We start from the raw sequence: 23,077 nt of genomic DNA, 5'->3' as shown, positions 1-23,077 counted from the left end.
CGTGGCACAAGTCGATGAAGTCGGACATGTATCACCGCCAGCACTTCATCGACGACCGGACGCTACGCTCGGCGCTTCGCAGCTACGTCGATTTCTACAACCAGCACCGCTTACACTCGGCCCTGGGATATCGTTCGCCGATCGAGTTCGAGGCCCAAGGTGTCTGACCACCGGCGTCCACTTTTTCGTAGGAACTCTCCCCCTGCAAGTGACCGTGTGATGCGCGGGCGGCGGAGCGGATCGGTTGCAGTCGTGTATGCGGCCTTGGAGTGAGCCATGCAGGCTCGCGGCTTGCGCCGCTCGAAAGCCCTGCTCACCCACCGGGGCGAAACCGCACGTTCAATCGGCGAGGATGGGCCAGAAGCGTAATCGGCTTGCTCGCTCCGGCGACCGACACGTTTGCCATCGACGTTCGCGCGGTGCAACGCGGAAAAGGTCTCGGGGCGTCGGCGCAAGCGCGACGTTCGACCCCTGAAGCACGGAGGACGGCACGATGAGCGACGCACAGGCGGCACCCGAAACGAAAGGCGTGGCGGTGAAGTTGCGTGCAACGGTCGACCTTGGCCCTGAGATCGAGGGCATGGCAGGGCGCCAGCTTCGAATGCGTATGGTGACCATCGAGCCAGGAGGCGTCTTCGGGCCGATCCACGACCACAAGGGCAGGCCGGGCATCGTCTACATACTGCAAGGTGCGATCACCGACCATCGGAATGGAGTCGCTACGGACTACGGGCCGGGGTGGGCTGGCCCGAGGACAGGAACACCACGCACTGGCTTGAGAACAGGGGCGCGACTCCGGCGGTGGAGATCTCGGTCGATATCGTCAGGAACGAGTAGAGAGACAGGGCCAGGTTCAGGTCTGCGCCAACCGCCACGACAGCCTGCCGTTTCACCGCAGAGTGGCGAAATCGAACCCGGCAACGCCCGTCCCGGCGCAGGCATGCCCGGGCATGCGGACTTGGCCGCACGCCGCGCCGGGTCGTAGTCTGGGCGCTCGGGGCACGCGAGGCGCCTGCATGCTGATCACTGGCCGCTGCCACTGCGGCAACATCGCGTTCACGCTCGACTGGACGCCGGAGCCGGCGGAGATTGCCTCGCGCGCCTGCACCTGCTCGTTCTGCACGCGGCACGGCGGGGTGTGGACGTCGTGCCCGGCCGGTTCGCTCGAGGTGCGCGTGCGCGATGCCGCGCACGTGTCGAAGTACGCGTTCGGCACGCGGACCGCCGAGTTCCATGTGTGCGCCGTTTGCGGGGTGGTGCCGGTGGCCACCAGCCGCATCGACGGCCGCCTGTACGCGGTGGTCAACGTGAACACCTTCGAGGGCGTGGCGCCCGCGCTGCTTTCCCGTTCGCCGGTCAGCCACGAGGGCGAGGCGTCGGACGACCGCCTGGCCCGGCGCAAGCGCAACTGGATCGCCCGCGTCGCCTATACCGGAGGCGGCTGACGCCATCGACGGCGGTCGGCGCATGGCGAACCCTGTCGTGGCGGTTGTGTTCATGGCTCCGCAATGACGCACCATTTTGGTGCTTCATGCGCCCCGAACCTGCGTCATCATGGTGCGCTCGCACGGACGCCCCTGCCACACTGCCGTGCAACCGATTGATCGGCAACGCAACCCATGGCTGGCGCGCCCCTTGCTATGGAAGGCGCATCCATCCACCGCACCGAGGTAGCCCATGTCCGCCGATTCCGTGCTCAAGCTGATCAAGGACGAGGGGGTCGAGTTCGTCGACCTGCGCTTCGCCGACATGCAGGGCAAGCAGCATCACGTCACCTTCCCCGCGCACGCCATCGACGCCGACACCTTCGAGGACGGCAAGATGTTCGACGGCTCCTCGATCGCCGGCTGGAAGGGCATCAACGAGTCGGACATGGTGCTGATGCCGGACCCGGCGACGGCGACCATGGATCCGTTCTCCGCGCACAAGCAGTTGATCCTTTCCTGCGACGTGCTGGAGCCGTCGACCATGCAGGCGTACGCGCGCGATCCGCGCTCGATCGCCAAGCGCGCCGAGGCCTACCTCAAGTCCACCGGCATCGCCGACACCGCGTTCTTCGGCCCGGAGCCGGAGTTCTTCATCTTCGACGCGGTGCGCTACCGCAACGAGATGGGCCACGTGTCCTACGAGATCGAGTCGGCGGAAGCGGCGTGGGCGACCGGCCGCCGCCACGAGGACGGCAACCACGGCCACGTGCCGGGCGTGAAGGGCGGCTACTTCCCGGTCAGCCCGGTCGACTCGCTGGGCGACCTGCGCGCCGACATGTGCAAGCTGCTGGAAGCGGCCGGCATCCCGGTCGAGGTACACCACCATGAGGTCGGCAACGCCGGCCAGTGCGAGATCGGCACGCGCTTCAACACGCTGGTGAAGAAGGCCGACGAGCTGCTGACCACCAAGTACATCATCAAGAACACCGCCCACCAGAACGGCAAGACGGTGACGTTCATGCCGAAGCCGATCGTCGGCGACAACGGCTCGGGCATGCACGTGCACCAGTCGCTGGCCAAGGGCGGCGTGAACCTGTTCGCCGGCGAGCTGTACGGCGGCCTCAGCCAGCTCGCGCTGTGGTACATCGGCGGCATCTTCAAGCACGCGCGCGCGATCAACGCGTTCGCCAACTCCACCACCAACAGCTACAAGCGCCTGGTGCCGGGCTTCGAGGCGCCGGTGATGCTGGCCTATTCCGCGCGCAACCGCTCGGCGAGCTGCCGCATCCCGTTCGTGTCCAGCCCGAAGGGCCGCCGCATCGAGATCCGCTTCCCGGATCCGGTCAACTCCGGCTACCTCACCTTCACCGCGCTGCTGATGGCCGGCCTGGACGGCATCCTCAACAAGATCGACCCGGGCGCGCCCTCCGACAAGGACCTGTACGACCTGCCGCCGGAGGAAGAGAAGAACATCCCGACCGTGTGCTCCAGCCTCGACCAGGCGCTGGAAGCGCTGGACAAGGACCGCGGCTTCCTCAAGGCCGGCGGCGTGTTCTCCGACGACTTCATCGACGGCTACATCGCGCTGAAGATGCAGGAAGTCACCCGGTTCCGCGCCTCCACGCACCCGCTCGAGTACCAGATGTACTACTCGATCTGACGGCGCGCGCCGCCGCAAGGCGCCTGCTTCGTGGCGACGCTCGGGTCGCCCGCACACAGGCTCCTGCATGGGCGTCGCGGACGGTGATGCCACGGCGCTCGTCTCCCTCTCCCGCCGCCGGCGGGAGAGGGTCGGGGTGAGGGTGGCGGCGCCGCAAGGCGCCTGCTTCGTGGCGACGCTCGGGTCACCCGCACGCAGGCTCCTGCATGGGCGTCGCGGACGGTGATGCCATGGCGCTTGTCTCCCTCTCCCGCCGCCGGCGGGAGAGGGTCGGGGTGAGGGTGGCGGCGCCGCAAGGCGCCTGCCTCGCCGCGACGCCCGGGTCGCCTGCACGCAGGCTCCCACGAAAGCGCCCCCGCTCCGGCGCGGGGTGAACGGCGGGGGGCTTGGCCGCATAATGCGCGTTACGCCGCGCCGTCGCGCGCGCTGCTCGCACCCCGTCTGCCATGCACATCGACCTGCTCGGACCGAAGTTCCTGGTCCTGTACGCCTTCCTCGCCGCCGTGCTGGTCGTGCACCTGCGCGGCAAGGTGCGCCTGCCGTTCCTGCGCCAACTGGTGAACCACTCGGCGTTCCTCGCGCCGTACAACGTGTTCGCCTTCCTGTTCTCGAAAATGCCGGCGCGGCCGTACCTGGACCGCGGCGCCTTTCCCGAGCTGGACGTGCTGAAGGCGAACTGGCAGGCCATCCGCGACGAGGCGTTGCGCCTTTCCGACGAGGGTTACATCCGCGCCGCGGCGAAGAACAACGACGCCAGCTTCAACTCGTTCTTCAAGGAAGGCTGGAAGCGTTTCTACCTCAAGTGGTACGACGAGCCGCTGCCGTCGGCGCGCGCGCTGTGCCCGAAGACGGTCGAGCTGGTGCGCGGCATTCCCTCGGTGAAGGCGGCGATGTTCACCCTGCTGCCGCCGGGCGCCAAGCTCAATGCGCACCGCGATCCGTTCGCCGGCGCGGTGCGCTATCACCTCGGCCTGGTCACGCCCAACTCCGACGCCTGCCGCATCATCGTCGACGGCGAGCCGTATGCCTGGCGCGACGGCGAGGACGTGCTGTTCGACGAAACCTACGTGCACTGGGCCGAGAACCGTACCGGGCAAACGCGCGTGATCCTGTTCTGCGACGTCGAGCGCCCGCTGCGCACCGCGCCGATGCGCGCGCTGAACCGCTGGATCGGCGGCCTGCTCGGCCGCGCCACCGCGACGCAGAACCTCGACAGCGACCGCGTCGGCGTGGTCAACCGCGTGTACGGCTTCGCCCACACGGCCGGCGAATACCGCAAGCGCCTGAAGCGCGCCAACCGCCCGCTCTACCACGCGCTGCGCGTGGCGCTGGTGGTCGGCGTCGTCTGGTTCTTCGTGCGCTGACGCGCGCCGCTCAGGCGCGGCGGAACGTCACCACCAGCACGTCGCGGCAGGCCGGTTGCGCGGCATCCAGCGGCTGCACCGCGGTGACGCCGTGGAACACGCGGCGGTCGTCCACCAGCGCGGCGTCGAACGGATCGGCCAGGGTGAAGCTGCCCAGCGCCGCGCCGCCCGGCGCGTGGATCGTCGTGGTGCCGCTGGCGATGTTGCGGCGGCGCACCAGCAGCACCAGCACGTAGTCGACGCCGTCGCGGTGCACGCCTTCCGGCGTCGGCAAACCGGGTTCGCCGGCGCGCGCCTCGATGCGGAACTGGTGCACTTCGATATGCCAGCGCCGCACCTCGGGCGCGAGCCCGCCGAACAGGGCGCGGCAGTACGCAAGCACCGCGCGCAGCGTCGCGCCCGCGCCGATCGCGTCCTCGATTGGCGCGAACCAGCGCTCGACGCCGCCGTTCAGCGGGTTGTACTCGCGGCTCTGGTAGTGCGGCTGGTGCGGCTGCCGCGCAATCGCGCCGCCCGCGTCCGCCGCGAACACCGCGTGGCGGCGGCGCCGGTAGCGGCCGTGGTCGGCCATGTAGGTGTCGGGCTCCAGCGCGTCCCAGCTCGCCGCGAACGCGTCGCCGTCGGCGAGAGCGCCGTGCGCCTCCAGCCGCGCGCGCATGCGCGCGGCGGGAACGAAGGCGAAACCGTCGGCGAGAAGCGTTGCATGCAATCCGTCGTGCCGCGTCGTGTCCATGGAGCCACCCCTCGAGCGATGCGTCCGCAGATGAGGGCGGCTGTGCGTTTTCGCAATCGCGGCCCGGGCAGCGGCTAGCTGCCGCGCCTGGAGTCGACCGGCGGCACGGTCGGCGCCGCCGGTCGAGGTGGATGCATTACGATTCGAAGTCGCGGCCGCAGCTCAGGGCCGGCACTCTTCCGCGGACCGCACGCAGCGGTTGCCGTACACGCACCACGTACGGCCGCCGGCGCACTGGTCGGAATTGGCCGCGCTGGTCCGGCACAGACCGCTGACCGGTTCGCAGGTGTAGCCCGCCGCCGCGCAGTCGTTGCGCGCGCCGGCGCTGTTGGCGCTCACCGTCGGCGTCTCGCAATAGGCGTGCACCTGGCTGCCGCCCTTGCGCGTCCACGCCTCCAGCTGCGCATGCAGGCTGGCGTTCTCCTCGCGCAACTGCTGGTTCTTCGCCCGCTCCTGCTCCCACTGCGCCCGGTAGTCGATCTGCACGGTATCGGCGACCTTGGGCACCACCATCGGCCTCACGGTACCGACGTTCTGCGCCGACAGCGGCGCGGCAAGCAACAGCGACAGCAGGAAACCGCCGGCTACGTACCTCATCGCAACGCTCTCCCCAAAGACCGCCCCGTGGCGGTTTCAGTGCCGAGCATAACGGCAGAGGTGTCGGTCAGTCCTCGAGCAGAGAAGTCACTGAAGCCAATCCCGCGATACTCGCAGCCTGAGCACCGACAACGAAGCCCGGGCATCAGGTAGTTACTCAACTTTTACAGCAGTTATCCAACGATGGCCGAGCGAGGCAACGCGGCGACCGCAATTCAAACGCGCAATTCAAACGCGTGTAAGTGAACCTGATACCGTTTTCCAACAAGGGTCATGATCCTTCACTATCAATAACACTCGCATAAGCCAGTAGCGCTGTCATCAATATCCAAAAAACTGAAACGAGCCACCACGAAAAATATGCGACTGGAGCCAATCCCGCCAGCGCACCGCAGAAGCTCCAGTAAAGTCTTTCACTTTTAGTCGTGGGCTGGCCTGCGGCGCGTTCGACGCGCGCATTGCTTGCACCACTTACGGTGTCTGCTCCTTCGGGAACACTCGCCGACGAAGAAGATGTTCCGCCATTCAGGAACCGCTGAACATAGATGTTTAGGTCGAATGCATGAGCCGAGACAATCTCGGAGGCAGGAACAATGATGTCGAAGTCTTCCCGCCTAAAGTTCTGTTGGGAACCGCCGGCATGTAACCAACTGTAGTCAGTCGTGTCTACGAACTCCTGATCATTATCTCTATAACCGGAAAGCAGTGGCTCGATCCTGACCCAGTCCTTCTTACCCCGCGAAGCATTAGCCTCAAGCGAAAATCCTACATAAACCTTTCTTGATGCCAACGTTAGCATGACAGGCAAATTTCGAGCGCTTGTGATCAGGAGAAACTCTTCGAGTTCACCGAGGCAACTCAACCTCAAGTAAAGTTGAACGCGAAGAAACGACGAGAATCGGATAGGGACATTCAGCAGAGTGAAACTAATAGCCGCGATCGGAACGGACCAGACAGCCGTCACTCCAAGAACGCTCAGTTTGTTTTCTGTAGCGAATGCGGATAGCACTCCGGAAATCTTCGCATTAAATTGCACCCCAAGCGCTCCGGACCTCTCGACAATTTCTCGGAGGATGTCGGCCTCGACCGCGAGAACGATAGAGGCCACAACCACACTGAAGTAGAGTGCGTGGCCATCCCAGCTTAGCGCGTGAGGCCTGGTGATCGACCAACGGCGCAGGAGCAAATATCCGCTCGAAAGAAAAATCAGCGCAAAGACTGCTGGGCCCATCCCTGTTGCTCCCCCTGGAGACAAAATTGGGCCCGATGGGGCCCAATCGCTGCGTTACTTTACTTTTTCCTTCCGATGTTCCTTGAGCACTGTCAATGCCTGGACTTGGCGCTTATAGCCGTCAGAATCATGGAGCTTACTGCGTTCAACGACCATCGCCCCGTTGCTCGCCATCTTGAAACCCGAAAACATGGCGCGCCCACTGGCAGCTGTGGTTTTGACCGTCCCCTTTGTAGCCATCGGTTGTTCCTCATGTCCGCCCGTGGATGAAATCCTACACTCCTAATGGGCCGTTCGTGTAAGGGGGGGGGGGTCGCTAGTGGCGATTTCGACCGCTACGCCGCGCTGCAGTTTTGGGGACGTCGCCAATTAATCCTCTCCACCCTGTGGCTCCGCCCCGCCGTGCTCCGCGCCACAGTGTGCGCTGTCGGTTCCCGCCAAATGCACGCCGCGATCTTGCAGGGCGTGTACACCCGGGCCGCAAACCCTGCCCAGGCGAGCACACGATTGCCACAGCGAACTTGAGCACGATCACGGCGAAACACATGCCGGAGCGGTCAGCCGCCATGAATGCACTATCATGGTGCAATGCACCCCCATGGCCCCATCGACGCCGCGCCCCTGCTCGACCAGCTCGCCACCGGCGTCGCCTGGCTGGATGAGGGGCTGGTCCTGCGGCGGGTGAATCCGGGGCTGGGCGAGCTGGTGGGAGTGGGCGCGGCGCGGCTGGTGGGGAAGCCGCTCGGCGTGCTGGCGCCGGCGGAGCCGGTACTGGTCGAACTGGCGCGGCGGGCGCTGGACGAGCGCCGCCTGCTGCGCGTGCGCGGCCTGGCGGTGTGCGCGGCGCCGGGCGCGGAGGTGCGCCTCGACCTCTGCTTCAACCCGCTGCCGCAGGGCCTGCTGCTGGAAGCGCAGCCGGCCGCGCCGGCGCAGGCCGAGGCGCCGCGGCTGTCGGAGTCGCTGCGCGGCTTCGCGCATGAGGTGCGCAATCCGCTGGCCGGCGTATCGGGCGCGGCGCAACTGCTGCTGCGCAAGCTGGACGAGCCGGCGCAGCGCGCGCTGGCCGAGCTGATCCTCACCGAAGCCGGCCGCCTCGCCGCGCTGACCGAACGCCTGCTGGGCGCGCGCGGCACGCTGGTGCCGGCCAGCGTCAACCTGCACGGCCTGCTCGACCGCCTCGCCGCGCTGCTCGGCGCCGAGCGCGCCGATCTCGCGGTGGTGCGCGACTACGATCCCAGCCTGCCGGCGGTGCGCGGCGACGCCGACCGCCTGCTGCAACTGCTGCTGAACCTCGGCCGCAACGCAGTCGAGGCCGGCGCGTCGCGCATCGTGCTGCGCACGCGCGCCGAGGCCGGCGTGCGCGGCGGCGGCGCACGGCGCTGGCTGCGCGTCGAAGTCGAGGACGACGGCCGCGGCGTGCCGGCGGCGCTGGAGGCGACGCTGTTCCTGCCGCTGGTGTCGGGCCGCGCCGAAGGCAGCGGGCTCGGGCTGGCGCTGGCGCGCGAGATCGCGCGCGAGCACGGCGGCGAGCTGGAACACCTGCGCCGCAACGGGCTGACCTGCTTCGTGCTGCGCCTGCCGAGCGAAACCGCCGACGAGACGCCGCGATGAACGCGCCGCACGCTCCCGAAATCTTCCTGCTCGACGACGACCGCGGCGTGCGCTTCGTGCTGGCCACCGCGCTGCGCGAGGCCGGCTACGCGGTGCGCGAATTCACCGCGGTCGATGACGTCGCGCGCGCGCTGGCGCGCGGGACGCCGGCGTTGCTGCTGACCGACGTGCGCCTGCCCGACGGCGACGGCCTCGCCCTGCTGGCGCGCGTCAAGCGCGAGCATCCGGCGCTGCCGGTGATCGTGATGAGCGCCTACACCGACGTCGGCAGTACCGCCGCGGCCTACCGCGCCGGCGCGTTCGACTACCTCGCCAAACCGTTCGACCTCGACCAGGCGCTGGCCGCGGTGCGCCGCGCGCTGGACAGCGCGCCGGCCGCGCCCGTCGCCGCGCGCAGCGCCGAGCCGCCGTCCGCGCTGCTCGGCGAAAGCGCGCCGATGCGCGAGGTGTTCCGCCTGATCGGCCGCGTCGCCGCCAGCGATCTCTCCGTGCTGGTCGTCGGCGAGACCGGCACCGGCAAGGAGCTGGCCGCGCGCGCGCTGCACCGCGAGAGCGCGCGCCGCGAGCGACCGTTCGTGGCGCTGAACACCGCGGCGATTCCGGCCGAGCTGCTCGAATCCGAGCTGTTCGGCCACGAGGCCGGCGCCTTCACCGGCGCCGCGCGCCGCCACCACGGCCGCTTCGAGCAGGCCGAGGGCGGCACGCTGTTCCTCGACGAGATCGGCGACATGCCGCAGGCGCTGCAGACGCGCCTGCTGCGCGTGCTCGCCGGCGGCGAGTTCTACCGCGTCGGCGGCCGCGAACTGCTGCATGCCGACGTGCGCGTGATCGCGGCGACGCACCAGGACCTCGACGCCAAGGTGGCGCGCGGCGAATTCCGCGCCGACCTGCTGCACCGCCTCGACGTGGTGCGCATCCGCCTGCCGGCGCTGCGCGAACGCTGCGAGGACATTCCGCTGCTGGCGAAGCATTTCCTCGCCGCCGCCGCGCGCGAGCTGAAGCTGCCGGAGAAGCACTTCGCGCCGGCCGCGCTGAAGGCGCTGGCCGCGCTGGAGCTGCCCGGCAACGTGCGCCAGCTGGAGAACCTGTGCCGGCGCATGGCGGTGATCGCGCCCGGCAGCACCGTGCTGGCCGAGGACATCCTGCACGACGGCGCGCAGGCCGCGGCGCCGGGCGCGGAATGGAGCGACGCGCTGCGCGCCTGGGCCGACGCCGAACTCGCGCACGGCGCGCGCGACCTGCATGCGCGCGCGCGCGAGGTCTTCGACCGCGTGCTGCTGGACGCCGCGCTGGCTGCGCACGGCGGCCACCGCCAGCACGCCGCGGCCGCGCTCGGGCTCGGCCGCAACACGCTCACCCGCAAGCTCGGCGCCTCGCGGCGCCGCGCGCCGCGCAAACCATGAGGACGACGATGAGCGAGATCCTGATCCGCGACGCCAGCCGCGCCGACATTCCCCGCCTGGTCGAGTGGAACGCCGCGATGGCGCTGGAGACCGAGGCGAAGACGCTGGACCGCGCGGTGCTGACGCGCGGCGTGACGCGCGTGTTCGACGAACCGGCGCGCGGCTTCTACCTGATCGCCGAGCGCGGCGGCGAAGCGGCCGGCTGCCTGCTGGTCACGCACGAATGGAGCGACTGGCGCGACGGCGATTTCTGGTGGATCCAGAGCGTGTACGTCGCCGCGCACGCGCGCCGCGGCGGCGCGTTCCGCGCGCTGTACGCCGAGGTCGAGCGCCGCGCGCGCGCGCGCGGCGACGTCTGCGGGCTGCGCCTGTACGTCGAAACCGAGAACGCGCGCGCGCAGGCGACGTACGCGGGCCTCGGCATGCAGCGTTGCCACTACTACATGTACGAGGCGCTGCTGCGCTGAACGCGCCGCGCGCGCACGTGACGTAGGCTGGGCGTAGGGTGGGCTTTAGCCCACCATCGGATTGTCGTCGCGATTACCCATGGTGGGCTAAAGCCCACCCTACGCCCACCACCCGCGCGCGGTGGCGCTAGTGCGTGGCGGCGGTCGCCGGCACGGCCAGCGCGCGCGCGTCAGCGTCGAGCACGATGCGCCCCAGCCGCTGCAGGTGCGGCGCGGCGCGGTAGCGCAGCGCCAGCGTTTCGCACAGCGCGCCCAACGCGGCGCGCGTCAGCGGATAGCCATGCGCGAGCAGGTGCGCGCCGTCGGGCGCGGCCTGCGCCACGCTGACCGCGACCACGCCGAGGCCGGGCGCCTCGTGCGCGTGCAGCGTCGGCGTGCCCAGCTCCGGACGCGCGGCGGCGAGCGGTTCGATCGCGTAGCCGTCGCGCGGCACCTCGCCGCCGATCCGCAGCGGCAGGCGATGCGCGGCCAGCAGCGCGGCCGACTGGCGCAGCTCGAACAGGGTGCCGGCCCAGGCGTGCGCGCGTTCGTCCGCATCCACGCCCTGCCCGGCCGCGGCGTACCAGCGTTCGAAGCTCGGCAGCTCCGCCGCGATCGCGCCGTCGGCATAGGCGTAGGTGATGCCGCGCGCGGACATCGCCGCGTGCCGCTGCGACGGGCTGAGCAGGGCGATCTCGATCAGCTCCCACAGCGCCGCCAGCGAGGCGTGCTCGTACTGCACGCAGGTCACCGCGAGCAGGTCGTGGCGGGTCAGGTAGCGCGCGTGCTCGAGGCGCACGCCGAGCAGGCGCATCACCAGATCGGAGGTGCGCTCGCCGGCCTGGCCCTGGCCGATCAGCTCGGTTTCCATCGCCTCGCCGAGCCGTTGCGCCAGCTCGGGCGACGCCTGCAGCGACCACGGCAGGTAGCGCATCGGCGCTTCCGCATAGGCGGGATCGGGCGTCAGCGCGGCGGTCGGCATGCGGCCGTCGTGCGCGCCGAAGGTGAGCACGTGCGCCTCGTCGGCGCGCGGCGCGCGCGCGGCCAGCGCGTCGAGCGAGGCCCACACCGGGAAGCCGGGGCGCAGCAGCTCGACCGCGTCGAACATCGCGCCGCCCAGCACCAGCCGCGCCTGCGCGATCTCGGGCAGCACCGCGCGCAGGTCCTCGGCGATGTGCGCGGCCAGCGCGTCGGCCTGGTCGCGGTCGAAGGTCAGGCGCGGCGGCGCCTCGCCGGGCATGAACTCGAGGGCGAGCACGGCGGGACAGGCGACGGTTTCGGTGGACATGCGCGACTCCGGCAGACGCGGGATTCTGGATGCTTCATCGAAGCGGGCGCGCGGCGTCGGCCGCGAATCGCCCGTACCTGTGGGAGGGCCTCAGCCCCGAATCGCTGTCCCGAAACCGCAGCCGAAACCGCTCCCGGAAGCAGGAAATTTTAGCAGACCGCGCATGCACGGACTTCCGCGCCGCCGCCGCGCGCGCTAGCCTTGCCTCATTTGCGAGGACCGCGACCATGCAGCAGACCCTGAAGCGCGTCGGTGTGGTGGGCGGCGTGCGCATCCCGTTCTGCCGCAACAACACCGCCTACGCCGACGTCGGCAACTTCGGCATGTCGGTGAAGGTGCTCGGCACGCTGGTCGAGCGCTACGGCCTGCACCGCGTCGAGCTGGGCGAAGTGGCGTTCGGCGCGGTGATCAAGCACAGCTTCGATTGGAACCTGGCGCGCGAGGCGCTGCTGTCTTCCGGCCTGGCGCCGACCACGCCGGGCATCACCACCGCGCGCGCCTGCGGCACCTCGCTGGACAACGCGATCATCATCGCCAACAAGATCGCCACCGGGCAGATCGAGGCCGGCATCGCCGGCGGCAGCGACACCACCAGCGACGTGCCGATCGTCTACGGGCGCCGGCTGCAGCAGCGCGTGCTGGCGGTGAACCGCGCCAAGACCTGGCAGGACAAGCTGAAGGCCGCGCTGTCGGGCTTCTCGTTCGGCGAGCTGAAGCCGAGCTTCCCCGGCGTGGCCGAGCCGCGCACGCACAAGTCGATGGGCGACCACTGCGAGCTGATGGCGCGCGAGTGGAACATCGCGCGCGAGGCGCAGGACGCATTCGCGCTGGGCAGCCACCAGAAGCTCGCGGCGGCCTACGCGGCCGGCTTCTTCGACGGCCTGCTGGTGCCGTTCCGCGGACTGGAGCGCGACGGCTTCCTGCGCGCGGACACCTCGATGGAAAAGCTGGCCGCGCTGAAGCCGGCGTTCGACAAGACCTCCGGCCGCGGCACGCTGACCGCCGGCAACTCGACCGGCCTGTCCGACGGCGCCGCCGCGGTGCTGCTGGCCAGCGAGGACTGGGCGGCGGCGCGCGGGCTGAAGGTGCAGGCCTACCTGAGCCACGCCAAGGTCGCCGCGGTCGACTTCGTGCACGGCGAGGGCCTGCTGATGGCGCCGACCATCGCCGTCTCGCGCATGCTCGACGAGGCCGGGCTGGCCCTGCAGGACTTCGACTTCTACGAAATCCACGAGGCCTTCGCCGCGCAGGTGCTGTGCACGCTGCGCGCGTGGGAATCGGCCGACTACTGCCGCAACCGCCTCGGCAAGGACAAACCGCTGGGCGCGATCGATCCGGCCCGGCTCAACGTCAACGGCTCCTCGCTGGCGGTCGGCCATCCGTTCGCCGCCACCGGCGCGCGCCTGGTGGCGTCGCTGGCGAAGACGCTCGAGCAGAAAGGCTCCGGCCGCGGCCTGATCTCGATCTGCACCGCCGGCGGCATGGGCGTGACGGCGATCCTCGAGCGGCCGTAGGGCGCCGCCCCGCGGGGCGGTTCGCGCGCGCGATTCCGCCACGCGCCGCACACACTCGCCGGCCGTTCAGCGCGACCCTGGCATGCTGCGGGCGAACCCGTCGCCCACACTTCCGGCGCCCCGTGTCGCATACCCGCCTGATCTGGCTGCTGACCCTGCTGCTGCTCGCCGGCAGCACGCTCGGCGTGGCTTGGCTGAGCGGCGCGCCGTTCGCGTTCGGCGGGACGCCGGCTTTCACCCTGCCGCCACCGCCGCCGCACGCCGCACGCCCCGCGCCGGTGCGCCCGACGCATCGCGCCGCGCGCCCGCACGCACCGCACGTGGCGCCCGCGGCGCCCGCGGCGCCCGCGGCCAGTGCGGTCGAAGCGCCGGGCATCGTGACGACGAGCGCGCCGCACTATCCGATCGCGGCGCTGCGCGGACATCACGAGGGTGTGACCGTGGTGCATGTCCAGGTAGACGCGGACGGCCAGGTCGAGGCGGCCACGCTGGCGCAGTCGAGCGGCTGGCCCGAGCTGGACCAGGCCGCGGTGGAATCGGTGCGCCAGTGGCGCTTCCGCGCCGCGCGGCGTGACGGACAGGCGATCGACGGTGCGCTCGACGTGCCGGTACGCTTCCGCATCGACGCCGGCGGCGGTTGACGGACGCACGAATTGCTCTGGTGGCAGCCTGCGTGCAGGCGACCCCCCGACGCCCCCGGAACACGCGTGGCGGAAGCGCCGCTGCGCGGCGATTCCGCCCTACGGATGCCGGCAGGCGACCCGCGGGGCGCTCGCCGGGCACGTGGAAGGCGCGCCCGCGTGTCCGGGGCGGGACTCTTTCGGACTTTGCCCGACAAACCTCAGGACACGCGGAACAGCACCGGCTGCCAGGCGCCGCCGGCATAGGCGTCGCGGCGACGGCGGCGCATGCGCTCGATCGACTCGATGCGGCGCGCCTCGGCCCAGTCGACGCGCTTCAGCATCAGCCTGGCCGGCTCCTCGCCGTGGCGCGCTGCCTCGCCGGCGCGCCAGTCGCGGAAGTCCTCGTAGGCTTCCAGCTCGTGGCGCAGCTCGCGCACGCACAGCTCGATCATGATCGCGTCGTCGAGGAAACCGAGCACCGGCACGGCGTCGGGGATGACGTCGTTCGGGTTGGCGAAGTAGGTCAGCGCGGCGAGCACGTGCGCGCGGTCCTCGTCGGGCAGGCCGAAGCCGACGTCCTCGACCATCGCGATCATGGTCTCGAGACGGCCGAGGCGCGAGGCGACGAAGTCCGGCACGGCGACGCCGCCCGTCTGCGCGAGCAGTCCGCGCGCGGACTCGATCACCTGCGCGTCGGTCAGATTGCGGGCGCGATCCCGCGCCTGGCGCATGCCGGTGACGAAATGCGCCAGGTCGGCGTCGCTCAGGGTGATGCTGATATCCATGCTCATGGCAGGGCTCCGGCGAAAGGCGATGAGCCTAGGCCAGGGCCGGAGAAGCGTCAACGGCGGATCGTCACCTGCGGCGCGGGTCGGCAGACGGGCGCCCGCAGCGCGTTTCCGCGCACGCCGAAGGGTCGAGTCCCCGCGCAGCGGGGCGGGGATTGCCGCCGCCTGCAGTGCCCGCCCGATGCGCACCCTGCGGCGCCCGCCTTGCGCCCCGGCTTCCATCGGGCGATCCGGGCCTTCCTCAGAGGATGCCCGTGAGTCCGGCGCCGAACGCGGTGAAGATGCGCGTGTAGATGCTCTTCAGCGGCAGGTCGACCTCGGGGAAGTCGCCGACCGGCACATAGCACTGCTGGAACTTCGGGTCGAACGGCGACAGCGGCTGGCAGCCGGGCCTCAGCTCGTAGCTGGTGGCGTAGCGGAACGGCCACAGGTCGAACAGCGGCAGCGCCGCGGACAGGTCGCCGATCGCGTTGCTGATCCTGGACAGCACCGGGATGTGCGGCCGCTTCGCCACCACCCAGGCGTTCTGCGGCGCGGTGTCGCGCAGGATCGAGTCGCGCAGCGCGTCGGCGAACGCGGCGTCGTAGACGATCACGCCGGACTCGGTGTTGTAGCGGTCCGAGCGCGGGTCGAAGTTGTGCGAGCCGACCAGCGCCAGCTTGCCGTCGACCACGATCGACTTGGCGTGCAGGCCGAGGCGCAGGCCGCCGGTCTTCAACGGCACGCGGCCGGTGCGGCTGCCGCGGCTGCCGGTGCCGGTGCCCTGCTCGGCGCCCTCGCCGGTCAGCTCCTCGTAGTGCGCGACCAGCAGCGGTGCCTCGGCGGGATGCGGCTTGAACTCGTGGATCTCGAAGCCGTAATGCTTGAGGTAGCGCTTCTTGTGCTTGTGGTAGAGCGCGTACACCGGGAACGCGTCGGTGGCGGCCAGCGAGTTGGTGGAGACGATCACGCGCAAGCCGGCGCGGTCGCGGCGCAGCTCGCGGAACAGCCGGCGCGCACGGCCGCTGATCACCAGGTACGGCGTCTGCATCACCACCTCGCGCTCGGCCGCGGCGACCAGCTTGACGATGTGCCGGGTCAGCTCGCGCTCGTCGGCCGCGTCCGGATCGAGCGGCTTGTCCGGCAGGTCGGAGAAGTAGTCGACACGGCCGATTTTGAACACGTGCGCCAGCAGGTGCTGCTGCAGGTACTGCGGATCGTCCGCGGCGGCGGCGAGGCGCGCCACGCGCGCGGCGTTGGCGTAGCCCGGCGGGCTCCACGCCGCCGCGCCCGGGCCGTCGGCGAGGATGCGCGCGTTGACGTCGCGCAGGTGGGTCAGCGGCACCGCGCGCGGGTGGTTCCAGAACGTCTCGAAGCTGGTGCCCATCGCGCGCGCGGCCGGGCCCATCACCAGCACGTCGCGGTCGCGGTAGTCGTAGCGCTCGTTCCAGTCGTAGTAGTCGTTCTGGTAGTTGCGCCCGCCGGTGATGCCGGCCGCGTCGTCGACCAGCAGCAGCTTGTTGTGCATGCGCTGGTTGAACGAGGAGAAGCAGCAGACGACGCCGGCGGCGAACTCGACCGGGCCGGTGCCGGCCTCGTCGAAGGTCGGGTTGTACAGGCGGATCTCCAGGTTGGCGTGGGTACGCGCCAGCCGCGCCAGCCAGGCCGGGTCGGAGAACGAGAACAACTGGTCGGCGAGGATGCGCACGCGCACGCCACGCCGCGCCGCGCGCACCAGCTCCTCCAGCACCAGCCGGCCGGCGTCGTCGTCGACCCAGATGTAGGTCTGGATGTCGATCGAGCGGCGCGCCGCGCGGATCAGGTTGATGCGCGCGGCCAGCGCGTCCTCGCCGACGTCCAGCATCGCCACGTAGTGCTCGGGATGCTGCGGCGTCGACTGCGCCAGCGCCTGCGCGGCGAGGTCGAGCAATGGCGAAGGCTCGGCGCAGGCGTCGGCGCGCGTGCAGGTCACCGTGCGGTCCGCCGCCAGCGCCAGCACGGCGTCGGCGCGGCGGATCTGCCCGCGCGACAGCGTGCAGCCGGTCAGGGCCAGCAGGGCCAGCGCGAGCAGCGGCAGGAAATGGCGGCGAGGCATGCGCCGATGATAGCCGGCGCGCTCAGCCGGACGACGTGGCCTCGGCGGGCTGGGCCGCGGTTCCGGCCGCGGCAGGCGCGGCGCCGGCGGCGGGCGCGGCACCGTCCACAGGACGGATCACGATGGCGAGGTCGAGCCTGACCGTATCGGACAGCGTCGCGCGATGGGCGCGCATGCCGAAATCGGAGCGGCTGACCGCGCCGTGGATCTGCAGGGGGCAGTCCGCGTCGGCCAGCGGCACGCAGTCCCGCGGCGCCAACTGCAGGCTGACCGGGCCGCTGAAGCCGTGCAGGGTCAGCCGCCCGGTCACGGCGCCGCCCCGCTGCAGCGCGTCCAGCGGAAACGGCTCGGAACGGAAGTGGATGCGCGGATAGCGCTCCACGTCGAAGAATTCCGCCGAGCGCGCCCAGGCGTCGTAGCGCGGGTTGTGCATGTGCAGGCTGGCCGCGTCGATCCAGGCCTCGACCTGCGCGGTGCCGGTGGCCGGATCGGTTTCGAGCGTGCCGGACACGCCGTCGAACCATCCGTCCACGCCGAACACCAGCAGTGCGCGCAGGGAGAAGGCGGCGCGCGAGTGCGCGGCGTCGACCACGTAATCGGCCGCGACGGAGACGGGCGCGGCGGCCGCCAGCAGCAGGAGCAGCAGCAGGCGCGCGCGCGCGCTCACGGCGACCAGAACGCGTGCAGCCGGCCCGCGCCCGGCTCGAGCGCGCCGTCCAGCCGGATCCAGGCGATCGCCGCCGGCGGCATGCCGCGATAGTCCACCGAGCGGCCGCTGACCAGCAGCGCGACCAGCCGCTCGAGGCCCGGGTTGTGCCCGACCAGCATGGCCTGGGCGGCATCCGGCAGGGCGTCGAGCAGCACCAGCAGCTCGCCGGGGGTGGCGTCGTAGATCGCCGGCTCGTAGTGCGGGCGCAGCGGGCCGAGCGTGGCCAGCACGCGCTCGACGGTCATCTGCGCGCGCCGCGCCGGCGAGCACAGCACGTGTGCCGGGTGCGCGCCGCGGGCGAGCAGCCAGCGGCCGGCGGCGGTCGCCTCGCTCTCGCCGCGCACGCTGAGCGGCCGCTCGCGGTCGCTGCCGTCGGCGGCGGCCTGCATCGCTTCGGCGTGTCGCACCAGGATCACTTCGCGCATCGTCCACCTCCGGCGCGCCATGATGCCGGATCGCGGCCGCGGCGACAGCGGCGGCCGTCACCCCGCGGGCTCCTGCGTGGAGGACGGCGCAGCGCGCGCGGGCGTTTCAGTCGAACAGGGCGAGCTGGGGATCGGGCGCCTGGCCGGGCGGGCGGAAGCGCGAGGCGTCCAGCGCCAGGTCGCGCGTGCGCGCGTAGCCGAGGCGCCGGCAGGCCACCTCGAAGCGGCGGCGGATCAGCGCGGCCAGCGGTCCCTGCCCGCGCATGCGCGCGGCGAAATCGGGGTCGTAGTCGCGCCCGCCGTGCAGTTGCCGCACCAGGCTCATCACGTGCTCGGCGCGCTGCGGCACGTTGAGTTCCAGCCATTCGCGGAACAGCCCTTTCAGCTCGTGCGGCAGGCGCAGCACGGTGTAGCCGGCGACCTTGGCGCCGGCCGCGGCGGCGTCTTCCAGCACGTGCTCGAGGTCGCGGTCGTTCAGCGCCGGGATGATCGGCGCGACCAGCACGCCGCAGGGCACGCCCGTGTCGGCCAGCGCGCGGATCGCTTCGATGCGCCGATGCGGCGCGCTGGCGCGCGGCTCGAGGCGGCTGGCGAGGCGGTTGTCGAGGCTGCCGACCGAGACGAACACCTGCACCAGGCGCTCGCGCGCCATCGGCGCCAGCAGGTCGAGGTCGCGCTCGACCAGCGCGTTCTTGGTCACGATCGTGCACGGATGCCGGCACTCGGCCAGCACCTCCAGCACCTGGCGGGTGAGCCGCCAGCGCTTCTCGATCGGCTGGTAGGGATCGGTGTTGGCGCCGAGGTTGATCGGCGTGCAGCGATAGCCGGGGCGCGCCAGCTCGCGGCGCAACTGCGCGGCGGCGTTGCCCTTGGCGAACAGGCGCGTCTCGAAGTCCAGCCCCGGCGACAGGTTGAGGTAGCTGTGCGAGGGCCGCGCGAAGCAGTAGGCGCAGCCGTGCTCGCAGCCGCGATACGGATTGATCGACTGCTCGAACGGCACGTCCGGCGAGTCGTTGCGGCTGATGATGCTGCGCGCGCGCTCCTCGCGCACCGTGGTCGGCGGGCGCGGGGCGGGCCCGGATTCGGCGCCCCAGCCGTCGTCCTCGGCCCGGTACGCGACGGACTCGTAGCGGCCCTCGCGGTTGGACGCGGCGCCGCGGCCCTTGATGCGTTGCGGTTCGGACGGAGAGCGTGGATCCATGCGGCACCTCGCCGCGCGAGCGTGGGGACCGGCCGTCTCGGCGGCTGCGACACGGCGACCCGATCCGCGCCCCGTCCCCCGCATCGAGGGATGCCAACGATAGCGCGTCGACGGCGCGGACGCTGCGCTATGATGCCGCCGCCGCACCGTGGAGCGCACCGATGCGCTGGATCCTCGCCGCCACCGCCCTGCTGGGCCTGCTGATCGCCCTGGCCACGCGCTCGCCCGGCTGGATGGGCCTGGGCCTGATGCTGGCGCTGCTCGGCGCGATCGCCGCCGTGTTCGCCTTCGCGCAGGCGCGCATCGACGCCAGTTCCCGCCCCGAACAGCTCAGCGACGGCGAGATCGCCGCGCTCAAGGCCACGCTGAAACCCCCGTCCGCGCGGGACCCGCAGCCGCCCGCCGCCGCCTGATCCGCCGCGCGCCGCCACCGGGGGCGGACGTCGCGCGTTCGCTTGCCGCCCTCGCTGCGAGGAGAGCGCCATGGAATCGCTGCTCGTGTTCCTGATCGTCGGCGGCATCGCCGGCTGGCTGGCCGGGCTGGTCGTGCGCGGCTACGGCTTCGGCCTGTTCGGCAACATCGCGGTCGGCATCGTCGGCGCGTTCCTCGCCGGTTGGCTGCTGCCGCGGATCGGCCTGGTCATCGGCGGCAGCATCGTCGCCGCGATCGTCCACGCGCTGATCGGCGCGATCATCCTGCTGCTGGTCATCGGCCTGATCCGGCGCCGCTGAGCGCGCCGGGGAAAAAACGGACGCCGGCACCCGGCCGGCGTCCGTCGCGGTGCGTGGATCACTTGGCGATGTCGACGTCCTTGGTCTCGCGCAGGAACAGCAGGCCGATCACGAACGTCATCAGCGACACCACGATCGGGTACCACAGGCCGGAGTAGATGTTGCCGGTCCAGGCCACGATGGCGAAGGCGGTGGTCGGCAGGAAGCCGCCGAACCAGCCGTTGCCGATGTGGTACGGCAGGCTCATCGAGGTGTAGCGGATGCGGGTCGGGAACATCTCGACCAGCCACGCCGCGATCGGGCCGTACACCATGGTCACGTAGATCACCAGCAGCGTCAGCAGCACGATCAGCATCGGCTTGTTGACCTGCGCGGGATCGGCCTTCTCCGGGTAGCCGGCGTCGGCCAGCGCGGCGCCGACGCTCTTGCCGAACGCCTCGCTGCGCGCCTTGAAATCCGGCTTGGCCAGGCCGCCGCCCTCGAAGGCGTCGATCGCGGTGCTGCCCACCTTCACCTGCGCCAGCGTGCCGGTGGGCGCGGCGACGTTGTCGTAGGGAATGCCCTTCTTGGCCAGGTAGCTCTTCGCCACGTCGCAGGAGTTGGTGAAGGTCTTCTTGCCGATCAGATCGACCTGGAAGCTGCAGGTGGCGGGATCGGCGATCACCGTCACCGGCGCCGTCGCGCTGGCCGCCTCGATCGCCGGGTTGCCGTAGTGGGTCAGGCCCTTGAAGACCGGGAAGTAGGTGACCGCGGCCAGCAGGCAGCCGGCCAGCACCACGGTCTTGCGGCCGATGCGGTCGGACAGCCAGCCGAAGAACACGAAGAACGGCGTGCCGATCAGCAGCGACGCGGCGATCAGCAGCTGCGTGGTGGTGCTGTCGATCTTCAGCGTCTGGCCGAGGAAGTACAGCGCGTAGAACTGGCCGCAGTACCACACCACGGCCTGGCCGGCGGTTGCGCCGAGCAGCGCCAGGATCACCACCTTCAGGTTGCCCCAGCGCGCGAACGACTCGGTCAGCGGCGCCGTCGAGCCTTTGCCCTCGGCCTTCATCTGCTGGAACATCGGCGACTCGGCCAACTGCAGGCGGATGTACACCGACACCGCCAGCAGCACCGCCGAGATCAGGAACGGCACGCGCCAGCCCCAGGTGGCGAAGGCGTCGCCGAACCAGGCCTTGCAGCCGAGGATCACCAGCAGCGACAGGAACAGGCCGAACGTCGCGGTGATCTGGATGAAGCTGGTGTAGAAGCCGCGCTTGCCCTGCGGCGCATGCTCGGCGACGTAGGTCGCCGCGCCGCCGTACTCGCCGCCCAGCGCCAGGCCCTGCAGCAGGCGCAGGCTGATCAGCATCACCGGCGCGGCCACGCCGATCGCGTCGTAGTTGGGGATCACGCCGACCAGGAACGTGGACAAGCCCATGATCACGATGGTGATCAGGAACGTGTACTTGCGCCCGACCAGGTCGCCGACGCGACCGAACACCAGCGCGCCGAACGGACGTACCGCGAAGCCGGCGGCGAACGCGAGCAGGGCGAAAACGAACGCGCTGGTCTCGTTCAGGCCGGCGAAGAACTGCTTGCCGATGATCGCGGCGAGCGAGCCGTACAGGTAGAAGTCGTACCACTCGAACACGGTGCCCAGGCTGGAGGCCAGGATCACCCGCTTGTGGCCGGTGGTGAGCGGGCCGCTGCCGGCGGCGCCTGCGATGGTAGCCATGCCTTCCCCTCCCAAGATGATGAACAACCCTTTCCCGGCCGCGGTGCGCGCGCGTCGGGCGCCGCGGCGGCACGGACGGCCCGCCGCGGCGTGGCTTCGGTCAGAAGCGGTACATCGCGCTCACGCTGAGCTGATTGCCGCTGGTCTTCTTCGTGGTGATGCCGTCGCTGGTGGAGTCGAGCGTGTCGTGCAGCCACTCGAGGCCCAGATCGTAGGCGCCCGCGGTGTACTGCAGGCTCAGCGCCGCCTGGCGGTTCTTCAGCCGCCCCACCGAGCCGTTGCCGAGCCAGTCGACGACGTCGTTGCGGCTGGGCTTGCTGAGGCCGTAGAACGCGTAGGCGCTCCAGTTCGGCGTGAAGCTGTAGCCGGCCTGCAGGAAGCCGCCGGTTTCCTGGATGTCGCCAAACTGCGCCAATGCGCCGAAGATCTGGCCGAGGCCCTTGCCGCTGTACACCAGGCCCTTGAACAGCCAGTCGCCCGGCTTCCAGCTGCCGCCGACCTCGTAGCCCACGCTGTCGATGCTGCTCTTGATCGGCGTCGGTGCGGTGCCGCCCACGCCACTCAGCTCGACCTTGCTGTAGTGGCCGGCGACATAGGCGACCCAGTCCGAACCCTGCGCACGCAGGCGCGCCTCGAGCTGCGGGCGGAAGCCGGCGTTGCCGGCGGTCAGGTAGTTGATGTTGTCGCCGGGGCCGCTCCAGTTGCCGTCGAACGCGCCCATGTCGAACCGCCACTTGGTGCCCTGGCTGCCGTGGTTGAGATCCTGCATCCACACCACGCCGGGGAAGCGCCAGCCGACGAAGCCGGCGCCGAAGCCGAGCGGGAAGGCGATGTGTGCGAGCGAGGCCGGCGTGTTGTCGAGCGGGAACATCAGGTCCCACTGCTGGCCGACGCGCACGGTGCTGCCGGTCTGCTTGTTGGCGATGTCCATGTACGCCTGGCGCAGGCGTGGCGTCGGCTGCTGGCGGCTGTAGGCGCCGGTGCCGTTGAAGCCGCCGAAGAAGTCCGCCTCGATGCGTCCGCCGCCGGTCCAGTCGCCGGCGAACTTGGCGCCGGCGAAGTCGAACCAGAAGCGCGTGTTGCGGATGTCGATGCCGCTGAGCGAGCCGTTGGCACCGGCCACCGGGAATTCGGCGTTCTGGCCGTTGCCGAAGACGAAGCTCTTGTTCTGGCTGAAGGCCGTGACGTTGACGAAACCGTGCATGGACACGGAAACGCCGGGCGCGGAGCTGAACACCGGAGCCGCGGACGCGGCCTGCTGTTTCGAAGCGGCCGCCTGCGCTTCCGCCTGCGCGCGCTGTTGCGCCTCGGCCTGCGCGTGCTGCTGCGTCTGCAGGTCGGCTTGCGCCTGCGCCTGCTGCTGCACCATCGCCTTCAGATCGGCGAGCTCTTTCTCGAGCTGGGCGATGCGCGCCTGCATTTGCGTTTCGGACTTGGTGGCCGCGCCGGCGACCAGCGGCGCACCGAGCGCACCGGCGATGGCGAGCGCGAGCGCCGCGCGACGCAAGATCGTACGTGTCTGCTGCATGAGGGA

The 23,077-nt window shown here is 70.4% G+C and carries 22 protein-coding genes; 11 read left to right on the top strand and 11 right to left on the bottom strand.

Features of this window, described 5'->3' with window-relative positions; all coding sequences use genetic code 11:
* Positions 1–14 precede the first annotated feature (14 nt).
* The 4 genes from ABFC67_RS02900 to ABFC67_RS02885 all read left to right on the top strand — a co-directional run bounded on the left by ABFC67_RS02900 (position 15) and on the right by ABFC67_RS02885 (position 4,451).
* Positions 15–167, top strand: coding sequence for an IS3 family transposase (locus ABFC67_RS02900; protein WP_346736540.1), 153 nt, complete (start codon positions 15–17; stop codon positions 165–167).
* A gap of 849 nt (positions 168–1,016) precedes the next feature.
* Positions 1,017–1,445, top strand: a complete 429-nt coding sequence (locus tag ABFC67_RS02895) for a hypothetical protein (protein WP_346736538.1) — start codon at positions 1,017–1,019, stop codon at positions 1,443–1,445.
* A gap of 232 nt (positions 1,446–1,677) precedes the next feature.
* A complete protein-coding gene (gene glnA, locus ABFC67_RS02890) occupies positions 1,678–3,087 on the top strand; it encodes a type I glutamate--ammonia ligase (protein WP_346736537.1) in 1,410 nt (469 codons plus the stop codon).
* Between the two features lie 446 nt (positions 3,088–3,533).
* The gene (locus ABFC67_RS02885; RefSeq protein ID WP_346736536.1) at positions 3,534–4,451 is read left to right on the top strand and encodes an aspartyl/asparaginyl beta-hydroxylase domain-containing protein; all 918 of its coding nucleotides are present in this window, start codon (positions 3,534–3,536) and stop codon (positions 4,449–4,451) included.
* 10 nt (positions 4,452–4,461) lie between these two features.
* Here ABFC67_RS02885 and ABFC67_RS02880 read toward each other — a convergent pair whose 3' ends face one another.
* From ABFC67_RS02880 to ABFC67_RS02870, 3 genes are all read right to left on the bottom strand, one after another.
* On the bottom strand, positions 4,462–5,184 hold the full coding sequence (locus ABFC67_RS02880; protein ID WP_346736535.1) for a 2OG-Fe dioxygenase family protein: 723 nt from the start codon (positions 5,182–5,184) through the stop codon (positions 4,462–4,464).
* A gap of 162 nt (positions 5,185–5,346) precedes the next feature.
* Complete coding sequence (locus ABFC67_RS02875; protein WP_346736534.1) at positions 5,347–5,781, bottom strand: hypothetical protein; 435 nt, start codon at positions 5,779–5,781, stop codon at positions 5,347–5,349.
* Positions 5,782–6,052: 271 nt separating this feature from the next.
* Positions 6,053–7,012 carry a hypothetical protein gene (locus ABFC67_RS02870; protein WP_346736533.1) on the bottom strand — a complete coding sequence of 320 codons (960 nt, stop codon included), beginning with the start codon at positions 7,010–7,012 and terminating at the stop codon, positions 6,053–6,055.
* Positions 7,013–7,600: 588 nt separating this feature from the next.
* On the opposite strand from ABFC67_RS02870, the gene ABFC67_RS02865 reads away from it, so the two are divergent.
* From ABFC67_RS02865 to ABFC67_RS02855, 3 genes are read left to right on the top strand one after another with little or no spacing between them, the layout of a single operon-like run.
* Positions 7,601–8,623 (top strand): ATP-binding protein, encoded by a 1,023-nt coding sequence (locus ABFC67_RS02865; RefSeq protein ID WP_346736532.1) that lies wholly within the window; start codon positions 7,601–7,603, stop codon positions 8,621–8,623.
* On the top strand, positions 8,620–10,026 hold the full coding sequence (gene ntrC / locus ABFC67_RS02860; RefSeq protein ID WP_346736531.1) for a nitrogen regulation protein NR(I): 1,407 nt from the start codon (positions 8,620–8,622) through the stop codon (positions 10,024–10,026). The genes ABFC67_RS02865 and ntrC overlap by 4 nt, the downstream gene beginning before the upstream one ends.
* An 8-nt stretch (positions 10,027–10,034) precedes the next feature.
* On the top strand, positions 10,035–10,493 hold the full coding sequence (locus tag ABFC67_RS02855) for a GNAT family N-acetyltransferase (RefSeq protein ID WP_346736530.1): 459 nt from the start codon (positions 10,035–10,037) through the stop codon (positions 10,491–10,493).
* A gap of 127 nt (positions 10,494–10,620) precedes the next feature.
* On the opposite strand, the gene ABFC67_RS02850 is transcribed toward ABFC67_RS02855, so the two are convergent.
* Entirely contained in the window at positions 10,621–11,760 is a 1,140-nt protein-coding gene (locus tag ABFC67_RS02850; RefSeq protein ID WP_346736529.1) for a hypothetical protein, read from the bottom strand.
* Positions 11,761–11,987: 227 nt separating this feature from the next.
* Here ABFC67_RS02850 and ABFC67_RS02845 point away from each other — a divergent pair, with 227 nt between their 5' ends.
* Both ABFC67_RS02845 and ABFC67_RS02840 read left to right on the top strand, forming a co-directional pair.
* Entirely contained in the window at positions 11,988–13,274 is a 1,287-nt protein-coding gene (locus ABFC67_RS02845; RefSeq protein WP_346736528.1) for an acetyl-CoA C-acetyltransferase, read from the top strand.
* A gap of 122 nt (positions 13,275–13,396) precedes the next feature.
* Entirely contained in the window at positions 13,397–13,915 is a 519-nt protein-coding gene (locus ABFC67_RS02840; RefSeq protein WP_346736527.1) for an energy transducer TonB, read from the top strand.
* A 200-nt stretch (positions 13,916–14,115) separates the two neighbouring features.
* Here the strand turns inward: ABFC67_RS02840 and ABFC67_RS02835 are convergent, their stop codons facing one another.
* From ABFC67_RS02835 to ABFC67_RS02815, 5 genes are all read right to left on the bottom strand, one after another.
* Positions 14,116–14,688, bottom strand: coding sequence for a YkvA family protein (locus ABFC67_RS02835; RefSeq protein ID WP_346736525.1), 573 nt, complete (start codon positions 14,686–14,688; stop codon positions 14,116–14,118).
* 238 nt (positions 14,689–14,926) lie between these two features.
* Positions 14,927–16,759 carry a phospholipase D family protein gene (locus ABFC67_RS02830; RefSeq protein ID WP_346736524.1) on the bottom strand — a complete coding sequence of 611 codons (1,833 nt, stop codon included), beginning with the start codon at positions 16,757–16,759 and terminating at the stop codon, positions 14,927–14,929.
* A 22-nt stretch (positions 16,760–16,781) separates the two neighbouring features.
* Positions 16,782–17,426 (bottom strand): YceI family protein, encoded by a 645-nt coding sequence (locus ABFC67_RS02825; RefSeq protein ID WP_346736523.1) that lies wholly within the window; start codon positions 17,424–17,426, stop codon positions 16,782–16,784.
* Positions 17,423–17,893 carry a histidine phosphatase family protein gene (locus ABFC67_RS02820; protein WP_346736522.1) on the bottom strand — a complete coding sequence of 157 codons (471 nt, stop codon included), beginning with the start codon at positions 17,891–17,893 and terminating at the stop codon, positions 17,423–17,425. The genes ABFC67_RS02825 and ABFC67_RS02820 overlap by 4 nt, the downstream gene beginning before the upstream one ends.
* 106 nt (positions 17,894–17,999) lie before the next feature.
* Positions 18,000–19,094 carry a PA0069 family radical SAM protein gene (locus tag ABFC67_RS02815; protein WP_346736521.1) on the bottom strand — a complete coding sequence of 365 codons (1,095 nt, stop codon included), beginning with the start codon at positions 19,092–19,094 and terminating at the stop codon, positions 18,000–18,002.
* Between the two features lie 161 nt (positions 19,095–19,255).
* On the opposite strand from ABFC67_RS02815, the gene ABFC67_RS02810 reads away from it, so the two are divergent.
* Both ABFC67_RS02810 and ABFC67_RS02805 read left to right on the top strand, forming a co-directional pair.
* Complete coding sequence (locus tag ABFC67_RS02810) at positions 19,256–19,507, top strand: hypothetical protein (protein WP_346736520.1); 252 nt, start codon at positions 19,256–19,258, stop codon at positions 19,505–19,507.
* A gap of 70 nt (positions 19,508–19,577) precedes the next feature.
* A complete protein-coding gene (locus ABFC67_RS02805; RefSeq protein ID WP_346736519.1) occupies positions 19,578–19,826 on the top strand; it encodes a GlsB/YeaQ/YmgE family stress response membrane protein in 249 nt (82 codons plus the stop codon).
* 58 nt (positions 19,827–19,884) lie between these two features.
* On the opposite strand, the gene ABFC67_RS02800 is transcribed toward ABFC67_RS02805, so the two are convergent.
* Both ABFC67_RS02800 and ABFC67_RS02795 read right to left on the bottom strand, forming a co-directional pair.
* Positions 19,885–21,543, bottom strand: a complete 1,659-nt coding sequence (locus ABFC67_RS02800) for an MFS transporter (RefSeq protein WP_346736518.1) — start codon at positions 21,541–21,543, stop codon at positions 19,885–19,887.
* Between the two features lie 100 nt (positions 21,544–21,643).
* On the bottom strand, positions 21,644–23,071 hold the full coding sequence (locus ABFC67_RS02795; protein ID WP_346736517.1) for a hypothetical protein: 1,428 nt from the start codon (positions 23,069–23,071) through the stop codon (positions 21,644–21,646).
* Positions 23,072–23,077: the final 6 nt, after the last annotated feature.

This window comes from Mizugakiibacter sp. (assembly GCF_039680435.1).
Taxonomy (GTDB): Bacteria; Pseudomonadota; Gammaproteobacteria; order Xanthomonadales; family Rhodanobacteraceae; genus Mizugakiibacter.
Note: the sequence above shows the minus strand (reverse complement) of the source record. Positions and strands in the feature narration are given on the sequence as shown.

Coding starts and splice junctions, on each gene's coding strand:
- ABFC67_RS02875 (WP_346736534.1), bottom strand. CDS start 5,781: ATGAGGTACGTAGCCGGCGGTTTCCTGCTGTCGCTGTTGCTTGCCGCG.
- ABFC67_RS02870 (WP_346736533.1), bottom strand. CDS start 7,012: ATGGGCCCAGCAGTCTTTGCGCTGATTTTTCTTTCGAGCGGATATTTG.
- ABFC67_RS02900 (WP_346736540.1), top strand. CDS start 15: ATGAAGTCGGACATGTATCACCGCCAGCACTTCATCGACGACCGGACG.
- ABFC67_RS02815 (WP_346736521.1), bottom strand. CDS start 19,094: ATGGATCCACGCTCTCCGTCCGAACCGCAACGCATCAAGGGCCGCGGC.
- ABFC67_RS02810 (WP_346736520.1), top strand. CDS start 19,256: ATGCGCTGGATCCTCGCCGCCACCGCCCTGCTGGGCCTGCTGATCGCC.
- ABFC67_RS02880 (WP_346736535.1), bottom strand. CDS start 5,184: ATGGACACGACGCGGCACGACGGATTGCATGCAACGCTTCTCGCCGAC.
- ABFC67_RS02850 (WP_346736529.1), bottom strand. CDS start 11,760: ATGTCCACCGAAACCGTCGCCTGTCCCGCCGTGCTCGCCCTCGAGTTC.
- ABFC67_RS02835 (WP_346736525.1), bottom strand. CDS start 14,688: ATGAGCATGGATATCAGCATCACCCTGAGCGACGCCGACCTGGCGCAT.
- ABFC67_RS02885 (WP_346736536.1), top strand. CDS start 3,534: ATGCACATCGACCTGCTCGGACCGAAGTTCCTGGTCCTGTACGCCTTC.
- ABFC67_RS02865 (WP_346736532.1), top strand. CDS start 7,601: ATGCACCCCCATGGCCCCATCGACGCCGCGCCCCTGCTCGACCAGCTC.
- ABFC67_RS02800 (WP_346736518.1), bottom strand. CDS start 21,543: ATGGCTACCATCGCAGGCGCCGCCGGCAGCGGCCCGCTCACCACCGGC.
- ABFC67_RS02830 (WP_346736524.1), bottom strand. CDS start 16,759: ATGCCTCGCCGCCATTTCCTGCCGCTGCTCGCGCTGGCCCTGCTGGCC.
- ABFC67_RS02855 (WP_346736530.1), top strand. CDS start 10,035: ATGAGCGAGATCCTGATCCGCGACGCCAGCCGCGCCGACATTCCCCGC.
- ABFC67_RS02845 (WP_346736528.1), top strand. CDS start 11,988: ATGCAGCAGACCCTGAAGCGCGTCGGTGTGGTGGGCGGCGTGCGCATC.
- ABFC67_RS02895 (WP_346736538.1), top strand. CDS start 1,017: ATGCTGATCACTGGCCGCTGCCACTGCGGCAACATCGCGTTCACGCTC.
- ntrC (WP_346736531.1), top strand. CDS start 8,620: ATGAACGCGCCGCACGCTCCCGAAATCTTCCTGCTCGACGACGACCGC.
- ABFC67_RS02820 (WP_346736522.1), bottom strand. CDS start 17,893: ATGCGCGAAGTGATCCTGGTGCGACACGCCGAAGCGATGCAGGCCGCC.
- ABFC67_RS02795 (WP_346736517.1), bottom strand. CDS start 23,071: ATGCAGCAGACACGTACGATCTTGCGTCGCGCGGCGCTCGCGCTCGCC.
- ABFC67_RS02805 (WP_346736519.1), top strand. CDS start 19,578: ATGGAATCGCTGCTCGTGTTCCTGATCGTCGGCGGCATCGCCGGCTGG.
- glnA (WP_346736537.1), top strand. CDS start 1,678: ATGTCCGCCGATTCCGTGCTCAAGCTGATCAAGGACGAGGGGGTCGAG.